Source organism: Akkermansiaceae bacterium, from assembly GCA_024233115.1.
GTDB lineage: Bacteria > Verrucomicrobiota > Verrucomicrobiia > Verrucomicrobiales > Akkermansiaceae > Oceaniferula.
In genome coordinates, this window is sequence record JACKQB010000004.1 from 483,980 (window position 1) to 500,967 (window position 16,988).

Consider the following 16,988-nt stretch of genomic DNA (forward strand, 5'->3'; position numbering starts at 1 on the left):
TGTTAGATCGCGGCGATCCGGCGACACACCTCCTCGACGTTGGCGCGGGTGTTGAAGGAGGAAATGCGGAAGTAGCCCTCGCCGGCGGCACCGAACCCGGCACCGGGCGTGATCACGACCTGGGCTTCCTCCAACATTTTGTCGAACATGCCCCAGGAGTCGACACCCTCCGGGCACTGGACCCAGACGTAGGGGGCGTTTTCACCACCAAAGACAGCCAAACCGGCGTCCTGGCAGGCTTTGCGGAGCAGGGCGGCGTTACCCATGTAGTGCTCGATGAGTGCGGCGACCTGGGCTTTTCCCTCGGGGGAAAAGACGGCGGCGGCACCGCGCTGGACCGGGTAGGAGGCACCGTTGAACTTGGTGGCATGGCGGCGGTTCCAAAGCGAGTGCAGGCTGACCTCCTGGCCGGTCGATGCGGTGACGGTCAGGGTCTTCGGGATGATGGTGTAGGCGCAGCGCACACCGGTGAAACCGCCGTTTTTAGAGAACGAGCGGAACTCGATGGCGCAGTCGTGGGCGCCTTCGATTTCAAAGATGGATCGTGGCACCGAGCCGTCCTGCACAAACGCCTCGTAGGCGGCATCAAAGAGGATGAGCGCGTTGTTAGCCTTGGCGTAGGCGACCCAGGCCTCGAGCTGCCCGCGTGTGGCCGTGGTGCCGGTCGGGTTGTTCGGGTAGCAGAGGTAGATGATATCAACCTTTTCCTCCGGAATGGCGGGGACAAAGCCGTTGTCGGCGGTGCAGGGCAGGTAGACCAGCCCCTCGTAGGCGCCGTTCGCATCCGCCTCACCGGTGTTGCCTGCCATGACGTTGGTATCGACGTAGACGGGGTAGACGGGATCGGTGATGGCGATCCTGTTGCCCTTGCCGAAGATGTCGAGGATGTTGCCGGTATCACATTTCGAGCCGTCGGAAATAAAGACTTCATCGGCGGAGATATTGAGTCCGGCAAACTGGTTTTCGACGATGGCCTCGCGCAGAAACCCGTATCCTTGTTCGGGGCCATAGCCGTGGAAGGTCTCCGCGACCCCCTGTTCATCGACAGCCGCGTGCATGGCATCGCGCACCGCCAGCGGGAGGGGCTCGGTGACGTCGCCGATGCCACAGCGGATGAGCCGGGATGCCTTCTCAGGATTGGCCGCAGTCCAGGCGGTGACGCGTCGGCCGATTTCTGGAAAGAGGTAGCCGGCTTTGAGTTTGAGGAAGTTTTCGTTGATGTGCATGGGGAGTAGTTATCAGTTATTTGTTATTGGGAAATGGGATGATTGTGTCCGCTGGGGCGAACTACTTTAAGACTGTTTCGCTTTGCGGCGGGAGAGGATGATGATGAAGGCGACGATGGCAAGGAATATTACGGCGATGACGGCAAAGCCGGTCATAAAACGCTCGAACATGGATTGCTTGTTTTCTTCGTTCGGTTGTGACGGCAGGTGGTAATCCGGGTCTGTATGGAGGACCAGGGTGTTGCCCACGATCTCAACCGCCGAGAGCCGGTTGAACACGGGGCCGAGCTCCTTGTCCTCGCGGAACGGGTGTAACAGGGTTTCGGAAATAAACTGCTTGAACTGCTCCGGTAGGTCGCCGCCGGTGTTGGGTCGGACCGCTGTGATACGCGGGAAGGCGGCACCCTCGACCAGCTCCGGGACGATGGTGATGGTGGCATTGAGGTAACGCATTTCCTCGCTGCCCATGCTGGACTTCACCGGGAATGCGATGTCAGCCTCCATTTTACCATCCGAGATCGAGGTGATCGTCAGGTTGTTCCGGTGGGGTTTGAGAATATCGAAGGTGGCGATGGCGAGGTTCATCTCCTCGGCGTCCAGACTCATCCGCGCCTTGTGTTTTGCCTCGATATTGTGGCGGAAGCCGACGAGTTTGGCCTTCAGGTCGGTCTGGGCCGTCTCTTTGCCGGTGGTATCGACCAGCTCGATGGCCTGCGGTGTCTCACCGGTGAACCCGGCGATGGTGTCCTTCACCTTGAAATACGTCCAGATGGTGAAACCTATCATCCCTGCGGCCAGCACACCCGCGATGATGAATATAGAACACCCGGCGAAAGGTGAGAATTTTTTCGTGGAATCCTGTTCTGTCTGAGTGGGTTTCGACATGGGGGGGTATTAAACGCTAAATTCCAAACTCCAAATACCAAAATCAGGAAAAATGACCAGTCACAGCCGGAGAATTTCAAATTTGGTATTTGGAGTTTAGCACTTAAGGTTTAAAGAACCAGCGTGTCCAAGATCCTCGTAGGCCTCTCCGGAGGTGTTGATTCCGCCGTTGCCGCCGCTCTTTTGCTGGAGCAGGGGCATGAGGTGGCGGGGGGTTATATGAAAAACTGGATCAACGACGACGGCATCGCCGGTGACTGTCCGTGGGAGCGGGATGTCGAGGATGCCCATGCGGTGGCGAAGGCGCTGGGTATCGAGTTCCGGGTGGTGGATCTCATCGACCAGTATCGCAACCGGATTGTCGACTACCTGCTGGAAGGCTATCGCAACGGTATCACCCCGAACCCGGATGTGTACTGCAACCGGGAGATGAAATTCGGGGTGTTTCTCGATTATGCCCTGTCGCAGGGGTTTGAGTCGGTGGGAACCGGCCACTACGCCAGACGGCGTGAGCGGAGTGATGGCAGCGCGGATATTTTGCGTGGTGCCGACCCGAACAAGGATCAGAGTTATTTCCTCGCCCTGATGGAGCAGAAACAGGCACTGCACGCACGTTTCCCGTGTGGTGAAATGCTCAAACCACAAGTCCGCGAAGTGGCGGAAAGGTTCAAGCTTCCCGTGGCCGGGAAAAAGGACAGCCAGGGGATCTGTTTTATCGGCAATGTGAAAATGGCGGATTTCCTCAGCCACTATGTGCCGGACAGTCCGGGGGATATTGTGGATCTCGACGGCAAGGTGTTAGGAAAACACCGTGGACTCCACCTCTACACTCTGGGACAGCGAAAAGGGCATGGCGTGGCATCACCGCGCGAGGGCATGGCCTACGTGGTGGTCGGGAAAAATCCTGATAAAAACCAACTGGTGGTCGGCTGGGACCAGGCGGATACTCCGGGACTCTACGTGCGGAACTGTACCGTCGGCACCGTCAGCTGGGTGAACAAACCGATCAGCACGACCTGCAAAGTCGAGGCCCAGCCAAGGTATCGCTCCAAGAGTGAACCTGTCACCGTCACCCCGACCGATGACGGCAAGCTGGCACTCGAATTCGTAAGGCCCCAGCGCGCGGTCACCCCCGGCCAGATCTGCGCCTTCTATGATGGCGGCACACTGTTAGGCGGTGGTGTTTTCGAAGAGGTTTGTTAGGAAGGGTGGACACTCCTGTCCACTTCATGCCTGGGTTGCCGGTTGACATGAGTGTCCACCCTCCCTAGTCAAGGGGCAGCAACAGAACCTTGTGCTCCGTAAGTTGCCAGCGATACCCTGATTGCTCGCAGATCATATCGAGCACCTCGGCCAGTGACTTGTTTTCCAGGCGACCGGTGACGCCTGCTGTCCGACGGCCTGTCTCACCCGTTTCGGTATCCAGCAAGCCATCGTGGACGATGGCTGGTTTGCGAACCACAAAACCGATTCCTTTTTGTGAGTCGTCCTCCGTCGGGTCAAGTTCCCGCGCCCTCAACCGAAGGAAGTCGAGCGCCTCCTCGAGGGGAGTGTTTTCAAAATCAACATACGGGATGATGATCCTGGTCATCTTGTCCCGTAGATATTGCTCAGCGTCGGAGAGGGCGATGATTTTTTCAGCCTCCGTTTCCCGCCCGGGTGACCGGGGTTGGGCCCGGGGTGTCGGTTCGGGCTGGGATGGCGCCGACCGTGGGACCGGTGCTCCCAGTGCCAGGGAGTTATCGGCGGGCTCACGACAAAGCAGCCAGCAGGTGATGCTCGCAAACGATACCAGGAACAGGATGATGGCGACTCGCATCGTCATGGGCGACACTATAGGTGATTATTTTGTGATTTGCAGCAGGAATCTTGAGGATTCCGATAAACAGAGTTTTGATTTTTGGAAAAATAATTTAGAGTCCCGTAGTAATGAGCGACCCTGTGGAGGCATTCCTGGAGTTTATGCGTATTGAGCGCAATGCATCGGTGCGTACGCTGCGCAATTACAGTCACGCGCTGAATGCCTATCTGGAATGGCGTGGGGATGGGTTCACATCGTGGCGCGACTGTACGGCTGATGATTTCCGGGCCTATCTTTTTGAGTTGATGAAACAAGAGATGGCGAGATCCACCATCCGACTGCGATTTGCCGCGCTGCGGTCATTTTACAAATTCCTGGTCCACCGTCGCGGCCTTGGGGTGAGTCCGCTGAACGACGTGCAGCTACCCAAGCCGGATAGAAAACTGCCGGTGGTGTTGTCGCTTCCCCAGATGGAGCAATTATTGGAAATGCCGCGCAAGGTCGAGCCGGACCCGAGGGCATTACCGTGGCAGGCGGCGCGTGACGTGGCGATTCTGGAGTTGTTTTATTCCAGCGGCCTGCGGGTTTCCGAGCTGGTGGACCTGGATGTGGAGGACGCGGATTTTCTATCGGAAACACTGCGTGTGGTGGGTAAGGGAAACAAGGAGAGGATGGTGCCGATAGGCTCGCATGCCATGCTGGCCATCCAGCAATACCGCAGCGCGGCGAAAGTGCACGAGGGGCCGTTGTTTATCAATAAAAACAAGGACCCGGCCAAGAGGCGGCTATCGGCAAGGTCGGTGCAGATGCTGCTGAAAAAATACCTCGCCGCCTCCGATATCGCGTTTGATGTCACACCCCACAAACTCCGCCACACCTTCGCCACCCACATGTTGGATCACGGTGCCGACCTGCGTAGTGTGCAGCATTTGTTAGGCCACGCATCGTTATCCACCACACAAATCTACACCCACGTCACCAAGGAACGGATGCGTGAGGCATACGACTCGGCCCACCCGAGGGCGGAGGGGAGTAAATGAATAAGTGGATCAATGAATGAATGGTTTTTTGAGGAGCTAAATCACGGTTGATTTCTACCATGGCCGCTCTATGTAGGTGGTGCTGACAGAATGGTCAGGCTCGCTTTACCCTGTTATTTATGGCTGTTAAATTTTTAAAATCACTCCCTTCCCTCGCTTGTCTAATCGGCGCGTGGCTGGTGTTGGCTGTGCCCACCGGCTTGTCGGCTCAGGATGCGGCGACCAACGAGGCCACCCCTAAAAACCAGGACAACCCGGCGGGCATGTCCAACAACCCGGCCGGGTTATCCAAAGAAGAGCTCAGCAAGCGGGTCAAGGAGCTTGAGCAGCAGACCCAGGTGTCACAGAAGGCGGTGGATGTTTATGAAGCCATGACCAAGAGGGTGGCGGTGGAACTCAAGGAGCTGAACGCGAAGATGGCCAACCCGCCGGCCGAGCTTACTGTGAAGTCGGCGGAGGGGTTGGGTGACACCGAGGTGGAAAACCGGGTCAGTGCTGCGATGGCGGCTGTGACTGCGGCGAAGACGCGGGTGGCTGATATCTCCACCGAGGCTGCAACCCGCGCGGCGCGCAAAAAGGCCATCCCCCAGGAGCTGGCGCAGGCCGAACTGCAGCTCAGTCAAAGCGGTTTGCCAACGGCTCCCCTGGCGAGCGCGTCAGAGGAGGACAAGCTACGCTATCAGCTGCTGCAGTTCAGCCAAAAACGCTGGCAGACCCGCATCGCCGAGCTATCGGCGGAACAGCGGTATTACAGCGCCAGCGAGGAACTCTTTGCCCTTCAGGAGCAGGATGCAACATTGCGGGCGACCCGGCTCGATAAAGAATACGCCTTCTGGACGGCCCGTCAGGAAAAACTGCGGGCACGCGAAGCCGACAAGCTGAAGGAACTCGCAAAAAAACAGGTCGAAAAAGTGGGGCACATTGAGCCGCTGGCGGTCATCGCGCGTCGAACGACAGAACTCATCGAACTGCAGTCACAGGTGATGGCACGGAGCTCGGCGGCGCAAAGGAGCGAGGCCAAAATGAGGGCGAGCCGCAAGGAAATCGAACTGCAGAGGACCAATGCCCAGGAGCGTATCAGGCTACACGAATCAACCGGTATCAGGATCGATACGGCGACCGGTGCCTTGCTGCGCAGGCAACGTAACGAGCTGCCAACGAAGAAGAGTCTGCAGAAGATGTTGGAAACCAACATCCAGACGCTGACGCAGGTGCAGCTCCAGTTGCTTGAACTTAAGAACGAGCTTGGCCAGTTACCCATTGACCATAAAAAGCAGGCGGCGGCGCTCTATCAATCGATCGAACCCAACGACGGACTGGATGAAAAATTCATCATCACCTTGCTCGATGACCGGCGGTCGGCACTCAAGGAAGTGCAAAAGCTGGACAAGGACTACGTACAGGTTTTGAAATCGCTCAACCAGACAACCCAGGAGGCGATCCGGGAGGTTGGGGTTTACAGTCAATATCTCGATAAACGCTTGTTGTGGATTCCCAGTGCGGAAAACTTTTCGGCCAGGGATTTTCCAACGGAAGTGACGGCGACCAAAGAATTCATCAGCAACGACATCCCGGGCTGGTGGTCGAACCTACGGGTGGACTTCAGTAAACGTCCGGTGCTCTGGGTGCTCTTTTTCCCGTTATGGATGTGGCTTGTTGCCAGGCGGTCCTTTTACAAAAGGCACCTGTTGGAGGCGGCGGCGACGATCCGCAATGGCAACAACACCAGCATCGCGCCCACGTTCAAGGCGGTGGGCATCACCTTGCTGCTGGCCCTGCCGCTGCCTCTGCTGCTGGCCTTTTTGGCCTGGCGGGTGGATAGCCCGGGCTCGATGGCCTACAGTCTGATGATGTGCGCCTGTTTCTTCGCCCTGTTTGGCAGCTACCGCATCCTGGCTCACCCGGAGGGGGTGCTGCACCGGCATTTCAAGATCAGCGGTAAAAAAGTAGCACGTCAGTACCGGCATCTGACCTGGTTTGTTTACCTGATGCCGGCGCTGTTGTTTGTGGCGTATGCCTTGCCGCGCTCATCCCAGGTTCCGCAAGCGGGTCGGCTTGCGTTCCTCGCCTGTATGCTGGTTGTTTTTGTCTTTTTACTCATTTTGCTCCGTCCCCTGCTGCATCAGCATGAGAAGTCGTCGTCTTCTCGCTGGACCCAGACGTGGCAGTACGGCTTTTACCTATCCATCCCGATCGCCCTGGCTGTCGGTTCGTGTTTCGGTTATTTAACCTCGGTCCAAACGATCTTGCTGTGCCTGATCGCGACGCTCGGGGTGGCGCTGCTGGTCACCTTCGTGGTGCGGTTTTTACTGCGTTGGATTCTGGTTTCGCGTCGACACATGGTGCGCGAGCAGGCGAACGTGAAGTATAAGGCGATGCTCGCCAAGGAGAAGGATGCCGAGGAAACGGGTAACGAGCCGCCGTCGCCCAGCTGGGAGGAGCTGGAAACAAACGCGCTGCGCCCTGTCGCGGTCGAGGCCCAGACCAAGCGGCTGGTCAAGGTGGGGGCGACGGTGATCATGGCCTTTGCCTTTTTCGGCATCTGGTCGCCTGTGCTGCCTGCGTTTTCCATCTTGGATGATATCAAGGTCTGGGGTGAAAAACCAGCTTCCCAGGAGGAGGCCGGTCATGGGAAATCGCTGGTAAATACCCTGACCGGCGGAGGCGCGGAGGCCGATACCGGCAAAGACAGTGCCACCACTACCCAGGCAGAGCCCCAGGCGGAACCCGCCCATGCCGAACCTGAATCCAAGGGAGTAAGCTTGAAGGATGTCCTGATGACCTTGCTGATCATCGGCCTGATGTTTGTGGCCGCCCGGAACCTGCCGGGACTGCTGGAGCTCTGTGTCCTGCGCCGCTTGGAATTACAAGCGGGAGGAAACTACGCCATCACAACGGTGCTGAGGTATGTCATCGTCGTGGTGGGATTGCTTCTGGCCTTTGGCCGGATCGGTATCAACTGGTCGAGTGTGCAATGGCTGGCGGCGGCGGTCACCCTGGGCATTGGTTTTGGTTTGCAGGAAATTTTTGCCAACTTCGTGGCGGGGATCATCCTGTTGTTTGAACGTCCCATCCGACTGGGTGACGTTGTTACCGTCGGCGAGGTATCGGGCCGGGTCACCCAGATCAAGATCCGCGCCACAACCATTCTCCAGTTCAACAACAAGGAGCTTCTGGTGCCTAACAAGGAATTCATCACCGGCCAGCTGGTGAACTGGACGCTACGCGACAGCCTGCTCCGCTTTGAGCTTCCCGTTGGCATCGCCTACGGCTCCGACACCGCGCTGGCGACCCGGGTGCTGCTGGAGATTGCCGACAACAATGCCGACGTCCTGGACACGCCTTCGCCCGAGGTCTTATTCGTCGCCTTTGGTAACAGCACGCTGGATTTCATCCTGCGCGGGTACGTCGCCAGCCCGGAAAAGCTGATCCAGGCCCAGAGCTCCCTGCATTATCAAATCGACGAGGGATTCCGTCGGGCCGGTATCGAAATCGCCTTCCCACAAACCGACATTCACATCAAATCGATGCCGCTTGTCGGCAGTGTGGAGGAGAAGAAGTAAGAAAAAGTAAGCTGGCGCCGGTGGTTTCTATCGTCCGGCGGCATGCGGCCAGTTTTCTGACCGCTCCGACAGCAGGACACCCGGATGACCGTCTGGCTTTTCAAAAATAACCAGGGTCATGAACCCGGCTGGCTTCAGGCCGGGGTTGACACAAAGGGCGGTGGCGAGCGCGTCGGTTTGGGTGCAGGTTTCCCCGATGACCGTGGCAGACCTCCGCGTTGTCAGGCCGAGCCCGGTTGCGGGATCAACGATATGGGAGTAGCGCTGGCCGTTGATGGTGATCGACTGATGGAGGTCCCCGGAGGTCGATATCGCACAGTTGGAAAGGGTCAGGGTGTGCGGGCTTAGCCGGTGGTTTGCGTCGAGGGTGCTGAGGGTGACCTCCCAACCGTCCCGACCGGGTGGAGGGTCCCCCAAACGAACCTCCCCCCCTGCGGTGATCGAAGCCTGGGAAATGTGATGCGCCATCAGAATCCGCAGCATGCCGTCGGCGGCATACCCCTTGGCAATACCACCGAGGTCAAAGCGCATGTTAGAAATGGTTTTTGTGACAGCCTGGTTGGTCGGGTCGAGTTGATACTTCTGCCAACCGGAACTTGCTTTGGCCTGATTGATTTTTCCTGCCGTGGGAAGTTGCATTTTCCTTCGTGCCATCCGCCAGTTGTAGGAATGGTGACCGAGGGTGGGATCGTATGCGCCGTTAGTGGCCGCAGCCACATCGCGTGCTTTTGCCAGCACATCGTAGAGCAGAGGGCTGACGGGAATTGTTTTGTTAGCTGGTGAGTCATTGAGCTGCATCAACTCGCTGGTGACATCGTAGTCAGAGCAGGCGGTGTTCACCTGGTCCGCGTAGCGGAAAGCGGCCATGGCTGCCTCGTCGGCCATGGTTTTGCTTTGCGCGTAGAGCGTGATCTGGAAGCGGGTTCCCATCATCGCCTGATGATAGGTGTATCGCTCCAAGGGCAAGGACGCCGGCTTTTCCTGTCGCGCACACCGTGCCAGAAGCACAGTCAGGGCGATGGCCGACAAGAACCATGGGAGTGTTGACCGCATGGTAGTGACTGATTACGGGTTGACGGTGCCAAAGATCCGGTCGCCGGCATCACCGAGCCCGGGGATGATGTAGCCGTGGTTGTTGAGCCGTTTGTCGAGTGCCGCATAATACACGGGGACGTCGGGATGGCGGGTGTTGATTGTCTGCAAACCTTCAGGCGCGGCCACGAGGCAGGCGAGACTGAGGTGCCGGGCACCGTGTTTTTTCAGCTCCGAAATAGCAGCGCCGGCAGAGCCGCCGGTGGCGAGCATGGGATCGAGCACCAGGACATCGGCATCCCTGAGACAGGCCGGGGCATTGAAATAATAACTTTTGGGTTCAAGGGTATCCTCATTGCGTGCCATACCGATATGTGCCACGGAGGCTTCCGGCAACAACCTCAAAAACCCCTCCAGCATACCCAGTCCGGCACGAAGGATCGGCACCAGGACAATTTCCCGTTCGAGTTTTCTACCCGTCGTGATGGCCAGGGGCGTTTCCACTTCCACCGGCAGCGTCAACAGGTTGGCGGTGACGGCGGGCACCATCAGCTGGGCGATTTCCTGCACGTATCGGCGGAAGTCCGACGTTGTACAATCACGCTGCCGCAGCCGGGTCATGCGGTCGTCGATCACGGGGTGTTGGATAGGATGGTTCACGGTGCGGACAGCATGCCGTTTCCGCAGCCCGGAGACAAGGGGGAAGTCTTTCCCGTCGCATCCGGCACAGTTCCGCGCGCGATGCATTTTTGTAGCAACCAGGTGATTGACAAACACCTTGAATACAATTCCTAGAGAGGATCGTTGATCATGCGCAGTGCCACGGGGTTTCCTTTGGCCTTGGCCGGGGAGGGCAGCGCCAGGATGATGAGACGGGAATTTTTCTGCAGCTTGTAACTGCTGTTAGAAACGGTGACCGTCTTGCCGTTGACGGAGGTGTCGATCCGATACCGGACCGGGCCATCAACCACAGGGAGGCGGGTGGATTTATGGGAATTGGGTCGTAATACGAGGGGCCTTTTCGTAAAATAGACGGCGAGCGGCAGTTTGGTATAGTTGACCACCACCGCCGAATTCGCGGGCATCCTGGCGGGTGACATATCAATGACCTCGGTCACTGGTGAAGACCAGCCAGCGGAACCCGGATTGGCACGAATGAAAATCAGCGGGTCCAGTGCCTCCCCCAGTTCGCAGGACACATCGCAGTTTGCACCCGCCTTCTGCACCAAGGGTCGCCGGAGTGTCAGCGGAAGGGTGGCGGGGCCTTTGTAGTTTTTGATTCTAACAAGCTCATTGGGCCAAGCGGAAAACGAGGTCTGCGTCTCGACCCCCGGTTTCCCCTTGGGCGCGTGCGCGGCATTGGCAAAGGCAAAGGAGGTGGGCGGCAATTGACTCACCGGGGGATCCACCTCGATGTAGACATTCCCGCTCTTTTCAAAGACCGGTAATGGCCTGGTTCCGGCAATCATGACCCGCAGTGTGCGCACAGGTTGTTCTTCCTCGTCCTGGGCGCAGAGGGTCTTGGGTGTCAGCCATAGAGCGATGAAAATAAAAGCGGTATGTATTACGGTCGAGCGGAGCATTAGATTTCGTCAGGATTAAGCCAGCGGAACGATACGATCTTAAATTTCCTGCCGAGCGCGGCAAGCGGATTTGTTGTGATATCGGGGTCCGGGTCGAGTCCGGCATCATCGGGTGCAATGGCATCCTGGGTGCGCTGGACAATCGCCTCACAGTAGGCTCTGGCGAGAACCTTGCCGCCGTTACCGAGTGCCTCGCCGTAGCTGCGGATCACAAAGGTATCACCGCGTGCACTGATCACCGGTCCGACCTTCTGGAGGATGTCTGCCTGGCTGAGGTAGGAGGGGGCACCGACGAGTTTGCTGTCGGCCCAGTGGTTGTGGTCAGGCTTGGGACCGAATCCCGAGCCTCCGTTTTTCACGGGAAAGCTGAGTTCTGGGTAGCTGGTACCGTATTGCACCTGCCTCTCCCAGGTACCCATGCTGTATTCCGTTTTATCAATTTTAAAATCGCCGAGGTGTTTGTTGTTGATGGACGTGCGGTCGATGGCTGCCTGCAGAGTACCGTTGAGGCCGGTTCGGGTGATGGGTGTCTCGCTGTTACTGCGTTCCGGTGGGTCGACCAGTCGACGATTGACAAAATCCGCGATCGAGACGAACGGGCCGCGGCGCTTGACCTCCCTGACCACCTCCCGGGCGAGTTCGTTGATCTGGATATCCGTCAGCTGTCGGTATCCTTTCCACATGCTTTCATCTTTTTCATCAGCATTGGTGTACTTGATGTCATAGGGGTTGCGGAGGCGGGAATAAATGTCGTTGGCCCTGAGTTTCGTGCCATCGTTCAGGGTGATTTCCATGGCGGGGTTGGAGCGGAAAGAAGCGAGCAAGGCAGCCCAGGCGGTTTCGCTGGTTGAGTTGATGTTAAAGCCTCCCTTGATGGTGAAGTGGCGGGCGGCACGATGGAAATCCCTGAGCTCCGACAGCTCGGGGCTGCCCACGTCGCTGGCGAGGACGAGGCGCGGGTTCGCCAGCGGGTCACCAGGGCTGTAGCCGCTGGTGCCGGGCAGGGTGGAAAGAAAATACCGATCCCAGAGTGCGTGGTTGGTCTCGTAGGAGATATCATAGAGGTAGGCGTCATCCGCTAGAGACGGGTTGACGTTCACCTGCCGAACCCGCTTCCAATCCCTCTGGCTGTGAATCCCAATATATTGCCACTCCGAGCTGGAAAAATAGTTGGTTGTCACGTTACGTTCCACCCGTGGATCTGCCATGCCATTGCCAAAGACGTAGGTGGGGTGCCAAGGGAAAACCGACAGCGGTGCGTGCTGCAGGGAACCCAGTGAAACCAGCGGTGATTCCTCGGTGGGGATATCCAACATGGGGAAGGTCTGGCCGTTGTAGTCGGCGGGTCGACCGAAGGGGGATACGCGGTTTTTTCCCGACACGGGCACGGGGTACAGGGTGGTGTCCCGCCAGTCCCAGCCGTAAGGGTCATCGAGAGTGATGCCGTGGGTGTAACGGCCGCCGGCTGCGGAGGCCCGGAAACATACCTCAACGGGACTGCGCATGTGCCAGGGGGCCCGCATGTTGTGGTTGGCAATGGTATTGTAACCGAGGTAGGGCGTGTTGTATGGGCCAGCTCGGACCGACTGGTTTTCAATCGTATCGTTGAGCCACTGGACACGGTGCCCCCATTTAAAGCGATAATGCGCCGTGACGGGGTACTGGTCAATCCTGCGCAGGGGATCGGATGAGCTCGGGGGAATACTGACATACCAAGGCGCGTCCGAGCCGGAGGAGCCGTCCTCTGTCTGGGATATCGTCTGCAGAGGGGCGAAGCTGCCCATGTCCGTGGTGACATCGGATGCTCTGTTATTGCTGCCCTTGTGAAGAAAGAGTTGGTAGAAAAACAGCTTGTAACCAATGTAGTTATTGCCGTCACCCTGGGCATACACCTGGTAAGCCACATCGTTTATCTTGGCGTCTGGGATTAGGACCGTTGTGGGTGGCTTGAGGTAGAAGTTGCCTTGGAAGGGTGCCGGTTGACTGCAGGAGAGTTGGAAGTTGTCGAGATTGTTCGACAAAGCGCTGTATGGGTCCCCCCAGAACCGGTTCCCGTATGGTGAGTTTCCAGCATCCGCAGTGAACAGGAGAGCCTCGCCGGGCTCGAAGGCGGTCGATTGGATGGAAAAACTAGGACGCGGCGGCGGGTTGGTTGAATTGAACCCCTGTTGGTATGGATTCATATAACCGATATTCCTTGAGGGCTCTCCCGGTATCAACAGGCGGACCTGAAAGGTGTGCGGCATACTGATATTCACGGCATACTTGGCAGCCTCGATTTTGATATTATACGGGTTCCATAACACCACACGGGGGAAGTAGTGGATATTGATCCGGTATGTGCCTATCCCTCCACTGGAGGCACCTATCTTTTACAGTGACGCGCCGTACGAAATGCCCGCGTCGATCATGATCGGGTGAATGGCGGGGGTGTCTTGCTTGGCAAGGTTGATTGCGTTGCAGGGGTAGTTGAAGTTCGTGTTCCACCCCCAGGTAAAGCCTCCGTTGATACCTTTCGGGGCCATGGGCGTTATCCCGCGCGAGGCGGTGGAGCCGGTCACGGCGGTGGCCCATTTTTGGATCAAACCGAACTTGGGGGAAATATCCTTGAGGTTGGTGGCATCCAGGATCGGGGTATCAGCTGTCAGCCCCTTATGGGTCAGCAGGTCGGGTGCGCTTCCCTGATTGATAAAGGAGGTCAAATCCTTGCGCAGCCCGCCATTCTGCGTGTCCACGAGCAGTGAGCGGGATGAAAAAGTGAAGTCGTGGAAGTACTTGCGCCGTGCCGTTTGGGCAGCCGCAACCGGCATCAGACCGGAGAGGTCCGCGTTGCTGCGGGTAATGAGCTTGGGAATGGTTTCAGCATCGAGCGTTTCGTAGCCACCGTATTCGGAGACAATACTCGGACTGTTCTGGGCGGGTATGTTAGAGTTCACCAGGTTGGCGGCATCAGGCTCCGCGAGATCAAAGCGGGATTTGAGGTTTTCATCGCCCACCCACCAGGCCAGGTTGCCGGCGTGGTTGCCGTTGCGGATCACATTGATCTTGCCGGCGTGGACTTGTTCGGTCGTCTGCGCCACGGAATTGTCGCCAACGAGGGTGATACGCTGGTTACTGGCAAGGGGAAGTGTGGGGTCCACCGTGGATGCTGCCCCGGGATGGCTGACCAGCCAGTCGAGCACCTCGGCTTCAGGCTGGTAGGTGCCATCGGCCCGCCTGTCTTTCAAGGAACTTGCAAATGAGCCTGTGGTTTCCTTGCTGCGGTAGATCAATGGTTGGGAAATTGCCACGGACTCCGCCTTTAACCCGTCGGTCCGCCATACCCCGAGCCAGTGTCTGTTAGCCAGAGTGGTGGCTCCGTCAGGGTCCTCCAGGATAGATGCCTCAGCTGTGACCCGTCGGTCTGCGCCCGCGTGTTTTTGCAATTCACCGATGGCGAGCATCAGTGCCATACGTGCGTTGGCTCGCGCGATGGCTTGTTGGTCGTCACCACCAGACGAGCGCGCTTCGATAGCCGACAGGGTGAGCATCGCCAAGGCGATCATCACCAGAAGCACCATCACGGAGATGGTGGCGATCAACGCAAAGCCTCGTGCAGATTTGTGGGAGTTAATCATGGTGCCTGAAATGAAAACGGTAGATGCAATGTATCTACTAGATACGCAACTACCATAATTGCTTTTGAAACCTGCGCAAGCTAAAAATATACACGGTGGTTTCCCGGGGGGGCCGACAAGCGGGTATACTATATATGTCGGCCAGGGGGCAATCCTGACATTATTTGTCAAAAAAATGGGCTGGCCCAGCACCTCACGCCTCTTCGAGCTTGGCGAGTCGGTCGGTGATCCATTTGACCCGCTTCTGCCCCTTCGGCACGACGCTTAAGAGGTGTTTCAAGGCCCTGTCCGTGGCTTCGTCGTCCGCGAGGTTCGAGGAAAATGTGCGGGTGAACTCGATATCGGATGGAAGCAGGACATCGCTATTGGCCAGGGCGCAGGCGCGGGCGATGGTGTTTTCCAGCTCCCTGACGTTGCCGGGCCAGCTGTGGTTCTTGAGGTGGTCCATGGCCTCGGCGCTGAGCCGGAGTGGCGGGATGCCGTTGCGTTTGACGGTGAGGCGCAGGAAATAATCGGCTAACAGCGGGATGTCATCGGTCCGTGCCCGCAATGGCGGCAAATGAATCTCGACAACGTTGAGCCGGTAAAACAGATCCTCGCGGAAATTTCCCTTCGCTACCTCTTCGGACAGGTTTTTGTTAGTGGCGGCGACGATCCGGACATCGGATTTCTGCAAGTCCTGCCCGCCGACGCGGGTGAAGGTGCCGTCCTGGAGCACGCGCAGCAGCTTGACCTGGACGGGTGTGGGCATGTCGCCTATTTCATCGAGAAAGAGGGTGCCGCCGTCGCATTGCTCAAAGAGTCCGGCGCGCCGGTTGATGGCGCCGGTGAAGGCACCTTTTTCGTGACCGAAGAGTTCGCTCTCCAGCAGGTTTTCGGGGATGGCGCCGCAGTTGATGGCGATGACCTTGTTTTTGGCCCGGGGTGAGTATTCGTGCACCGCGTTGGCAACGAGCTCCTTTCCTGTGCCGCTCTCACCCGAGACCAGCACCGGGGCATCCGTGCGTGCGACGCGGCCGACAATTTTAAAGACGTCCTGCAGGGCGCGCGAGTTACCGATGATCTTGACCTTGCCATCGGCATTGGGTGCCGAGGTGTTGGTCGCTCCCGCCGTCCGGCGTTGTTCGAGGGCTTGCAACGCGCTTTCAACGACGGGCCGCAACTCGAAGGTGAGGGATTCCTTTTTCAGGATATCCAGCGCCCCCTGCTGGGTGGCTTCAATCACCTGGGCGGTGGTGGGAAAACCGTCCGTCAGGATGACCAGCACGCCAGGGTGGGCGGCGCGGATCCGGCGCAGCAGCACCAGGCCATCGAAGGGTTGTAACGACAGGTCGGCGATGACCAGGTCCACGGCGGTGGTGTCACAAACCTTGGCCGCCTTTTCCGCATGGTCGCAGCGCAGAATACGCAGGCCCCTGGCAGCAAGGTGCTTGGTCGCCCATTCCAGATAATCAATATCGGAATCGACCAGAAGAATCGTTTGGTCTGCGGTGTTGGTAGGCACGGGGAAATGGATGATGTCAGACCGTGCCAAAGCGTCGATGACGCCGGGCGTATTCCTCGACGGCTTCACGCAGATCGGCATTACGGAAATCGGGCCAGTTTTTCTGACTGATGACAATTTCCGCATAAGATATCTGCCAGAGAAGGAAGTTAGAGATACGGAGTTCTCCGGACGTGCGGATGAGAAGGTCAGGGTCTGGGAATTCGGAGGTATAGAGATGCTTGGCGAAAAGCTCTTTGGTGATATCGGCAGGATCAATCTCGCCCTTGGCGGCCTTGGTGGCAAGGGTCCGCGCGGCATGGGTGATTTCCTCCCGCGAGCCATAGGAAAGCGCCAGGATCAGGTTGAGGCCGGTGTTGTTTTTGGTGTGCTCGATGGCGTTTTCAATCTGCTTGCGGCACTTGGCGGGCAGCTTGTCGTGTCGGCCGATGGTGTGGAAGCGGACATTCTGTTTGAGTAACTCGGGAAGCTTTTCGCGTAGAAACCGCTCCAAGAGCTTCATCAGCGCATCGACCTCCTTTTTGGGTCGACTCCAGTTTTCTGAGGAAAAGGCGTACAGGGTCAGGTAATCGACGCCGAGCTGACGGCAGGTTTCCACGGCTTCACGGACGGCTTCCGCGCCTGCGCGATGACCCTCGGCCCGGGGAAGACCCCGCGCGTTTGCCCAGCGTCCATTGCCATCCATGATGATGGCAATATGACTTGGTCTGTCATTGGTAGCTTGCATGCCTGAGATA

Annotated in this window: 13 protein-coding genes; 3 read left to right on the forward strand and 10 right to left on the reverse strand. The window is 57.9% G+C overall.

The genetic code is table 11. The features are described from left to right. Nucleotides 1–2: 2 nt before the first annotated feature. Nucleotides 3–1,226: an LL-diaminopimelate aminotransferase gene (locus H7A51_13045; protein ID MCP5537140.1), complete on the reverse strand. Its 1,224-nt coding sequence runs from the start codon at nt 1,224–1,226 to the stop codon at nt 3–5. A 66-nt stretch (nt 1,227–1,292) separates the two neighbouring features. Next, a complete protein-coding gene (locus H7A51_13050) occupies nt 1,293–2,111 on the reverse strand; it encodes a hypothetical protein (GenBank protein MCP5537141.1) in 819 nt (272 codons plus the stop codon). A 123-nt stretch (nt 2,112–2,234) separates the two neighbouring features. Between H7A51_13050 and mnmA the strand changes: the two genes are divergently transcribed. Continuing rightward, the gene (gene mnmA / locus H7A51_13055) at nt 2,235–3,314 is read left to right on the forward strand and encodes a tRNA 2-thiouridine(34) synthase MnmA (GenBank protein ID MCP5537142.1); all 1,080 of its coding nucleotides are present in this window, start codon (nt 2,235–2,237) and stop codon (nt 3,312–3,314) included. Nucleotides 3,315–3,378: 64 nt separating this feature from the next. Here the strand turns inward: mnmA and H7A51_13060 are convergent, their stop codons facing one another. After that, on the reverse strand, nt 3,379–3,936 hold the full coding sequence (locus H7A51_13060) for a hypothetical protein (protein ID MCP5537143.1): 558 nt from the start codon (nt 3,934–3,936) through the stop codon (nt 3,379–3,381). A 104-nt stretch (nt 3,937–4,040) separates the two neighbouring features. On the opposite strand from H7A51_13060, the gene H7A51_13065 reads away from it, so the two are divergent. Together H7A51_13065 and H7A51_13070 are read left to right on the forward strand one after the other, a co-directional pair. Continuing rightward, nucleotides 4,041–4,952 (forward strand): tyrosine recombinase XerC, encoded by a 912-nt coding sequence (locus tag H7A51_13065; GenBank protein ID MCP5537144.1) that lies wholly within the window; start codon nt 4,041–4,043, stop codon nt 4,950–4,952. A 119-nt stretch (nt 4,953–5,071) separates the two neighbouring features. Next, the gene (locus H7A51_13070) at nt 5,072–8,515 is read left to right on the forward strand and encodes a mechanosensitive ion channel (protein ID MCP5537145.1); all 3,444 of its coding nucleotides are present in this window, start codon (nt 5,072–5,074) and stop codon (nt 8,513–8,515) included. Between the two features lie 27 nt (nt 8,516–8,542). Here H7A51_13070 and H7A51_13075 read toward each other — a convergent pair whose 3' ends face one another. From H7A51_13075 to H7A51_13105, 7 genes are all read right to left on the reverse strand, one after another. Next, a complete protein-coding gene (locus H7A51_13075; GenBank protein ID MCP5537146.1) occupies nt 8,543–9,568 on the reverse strand; it encodes an FAD:protein FMN transferase in 1,026 nt (341 codons plus the stop codon). A gap of 12 nt (nt 9,569–9,580) precedes the next feature. Further along, nucleotides 9,581–10,207, reverse strand: a complete 627-nt coding sequence (upp, locus tag H7A51_13080; GenBank protein MCP5537147.1) for a uracil phosphoribosyltransferase — start codon at nt 10,205–10,207, stop codon at nt 9,581–9,583. A gap of 131 nt (nt 10,208–10,338) precedes the next feature. Next, nucleotides 10,339–11,130 carry a hypothetical protein gene (locus tag H7A51_13085; protein ID MCP5537148.1) on the reverse strand — a complete coding sequence of 264 codons (792 nt, stop codon included), beginning with the start codon at nt 11,128–11,130 and terminating at the stop codon, nt 10,339–10,341. Beyond that, entirely contained in the window at nt 11,130–13,313 is a 2,184-nt protein-coding gene (locus H7A51_13090) for a hypothetical protein (GenBank protein ID MCP5537149.1), read from the reverse strand. Before H7A51_13090 ends, H7A51_13085 begins: the two co-directional genes overlap by 1 nt. Nucleotides 13,314–13,502: 189 nt before the next feature. Continuing rightward, a complete protein-coding gene (locus H7A51_13095; GenBank protein ID MCP5537150.1) occupies nt 13,503–14,747 on the reverse strand; it encodes a hypothetical protein in 1,245 nt (414 codons plus the stop codon). 193 nt (nt 14,748–14,940) lie between these two features. Further along, nucleotides 14,941–16,332: a sigma-54-dependent Fis family transcriptional regulator gene (locus H7A51_13100; GenBank protein MCP5537151.1), complete on the reverse strand. Its 1,392-nt coding sequence runs from the start codon at nt 16,330–16,332 to the stop codon at nt 14,941–14,943. Then, entirely contained in the window at nt 16,268–16,978 is a 711-nt protein-coding gene (locus H7A51_13105; protein MCP5537152.1) for an isoprenyl transferase, read from the reverse strand. Before H7A51_13105 ends, H7A51_13100 begins: the two co-directional genes overlap by 65 nt. Between the last annotated feature and the right edge of the window lie 10 nt (nt 16,979–16,988).

Coding starts and splice junctions, on each gene's coding strand:
- H7A51_13045 (MCP5537140.1), bottom strand. CDS start 1,226: ATGCACATCAACGAAAACTTCCTCAAACTCAAAGCCGGCTACCTCTTT.
- H7A51_13070 (MCP5537145.1), top strand. CDS start 5,072: ATGGCTGTTAAATTTTTAAAATCACTCCCTTCCCTCGCTTGTCTAATC.
- H7A51_13050 (MCP5537141.1), bottom strand. CDS start 2,111: ATGTCGAAACCCACTCAGACAGAACAGGATTCCACGAAAAAATTCTCA.
- H7A51_13100 (MCP5537151.1), bottom strand. CDS start 16,332: ATGCCGATCTGCGTGAAGCCGTCGAGGAATACGCCCGGCGTCATCGAC.
- H7A51_13085 (MCP5537148.1), bottom strand. CDS start 11,130: ATGCTCCGCTCGACCGTAATACATACCGCTTTTATTTTCATCGCTCTA.
- H7A51_13075 (MCP5537146.1), bottom strand. CDS start 9,568: ATGCGGTCAACACTCCCATGGTTCTTGTCGGCCATCGCCCTGACTGTG.
- H7A51_13090 (MCP5537149.1), bottom strand. CDS start 13,313: ATGAATCCATACCAACAGGGGTTCAATTCAACCAACCCGCCGCCGCGT.
- H7A51_13105 (MCP5537152.1), bottom strand. CDS start 16,978: ATGCAAGCTACCAATGACAGACCAAGTCATATTGCCATCATCATGGAT.
- H7A51_13095 (MCP5537150.1), bottom strand. CDS start 14,747: ATGATTAACTCCCACAAATCTGCACGAGGCTTTGCGTTGATCGCCACC.
- H7A51_13060 (MCP5537143.1), bottom strand. CDS start 3,936: ATGACGATGCGAGTCGCCATCATCCTGTTCCTGGTATCGTTTGCGAGC.
- H7A51_13065 (MCP5537144.1), top strand. CDS start 4,041: ATGAGCGACCCTGTGGAGGCATTCCTGGAGTTTATGCGTATTGAGCGC.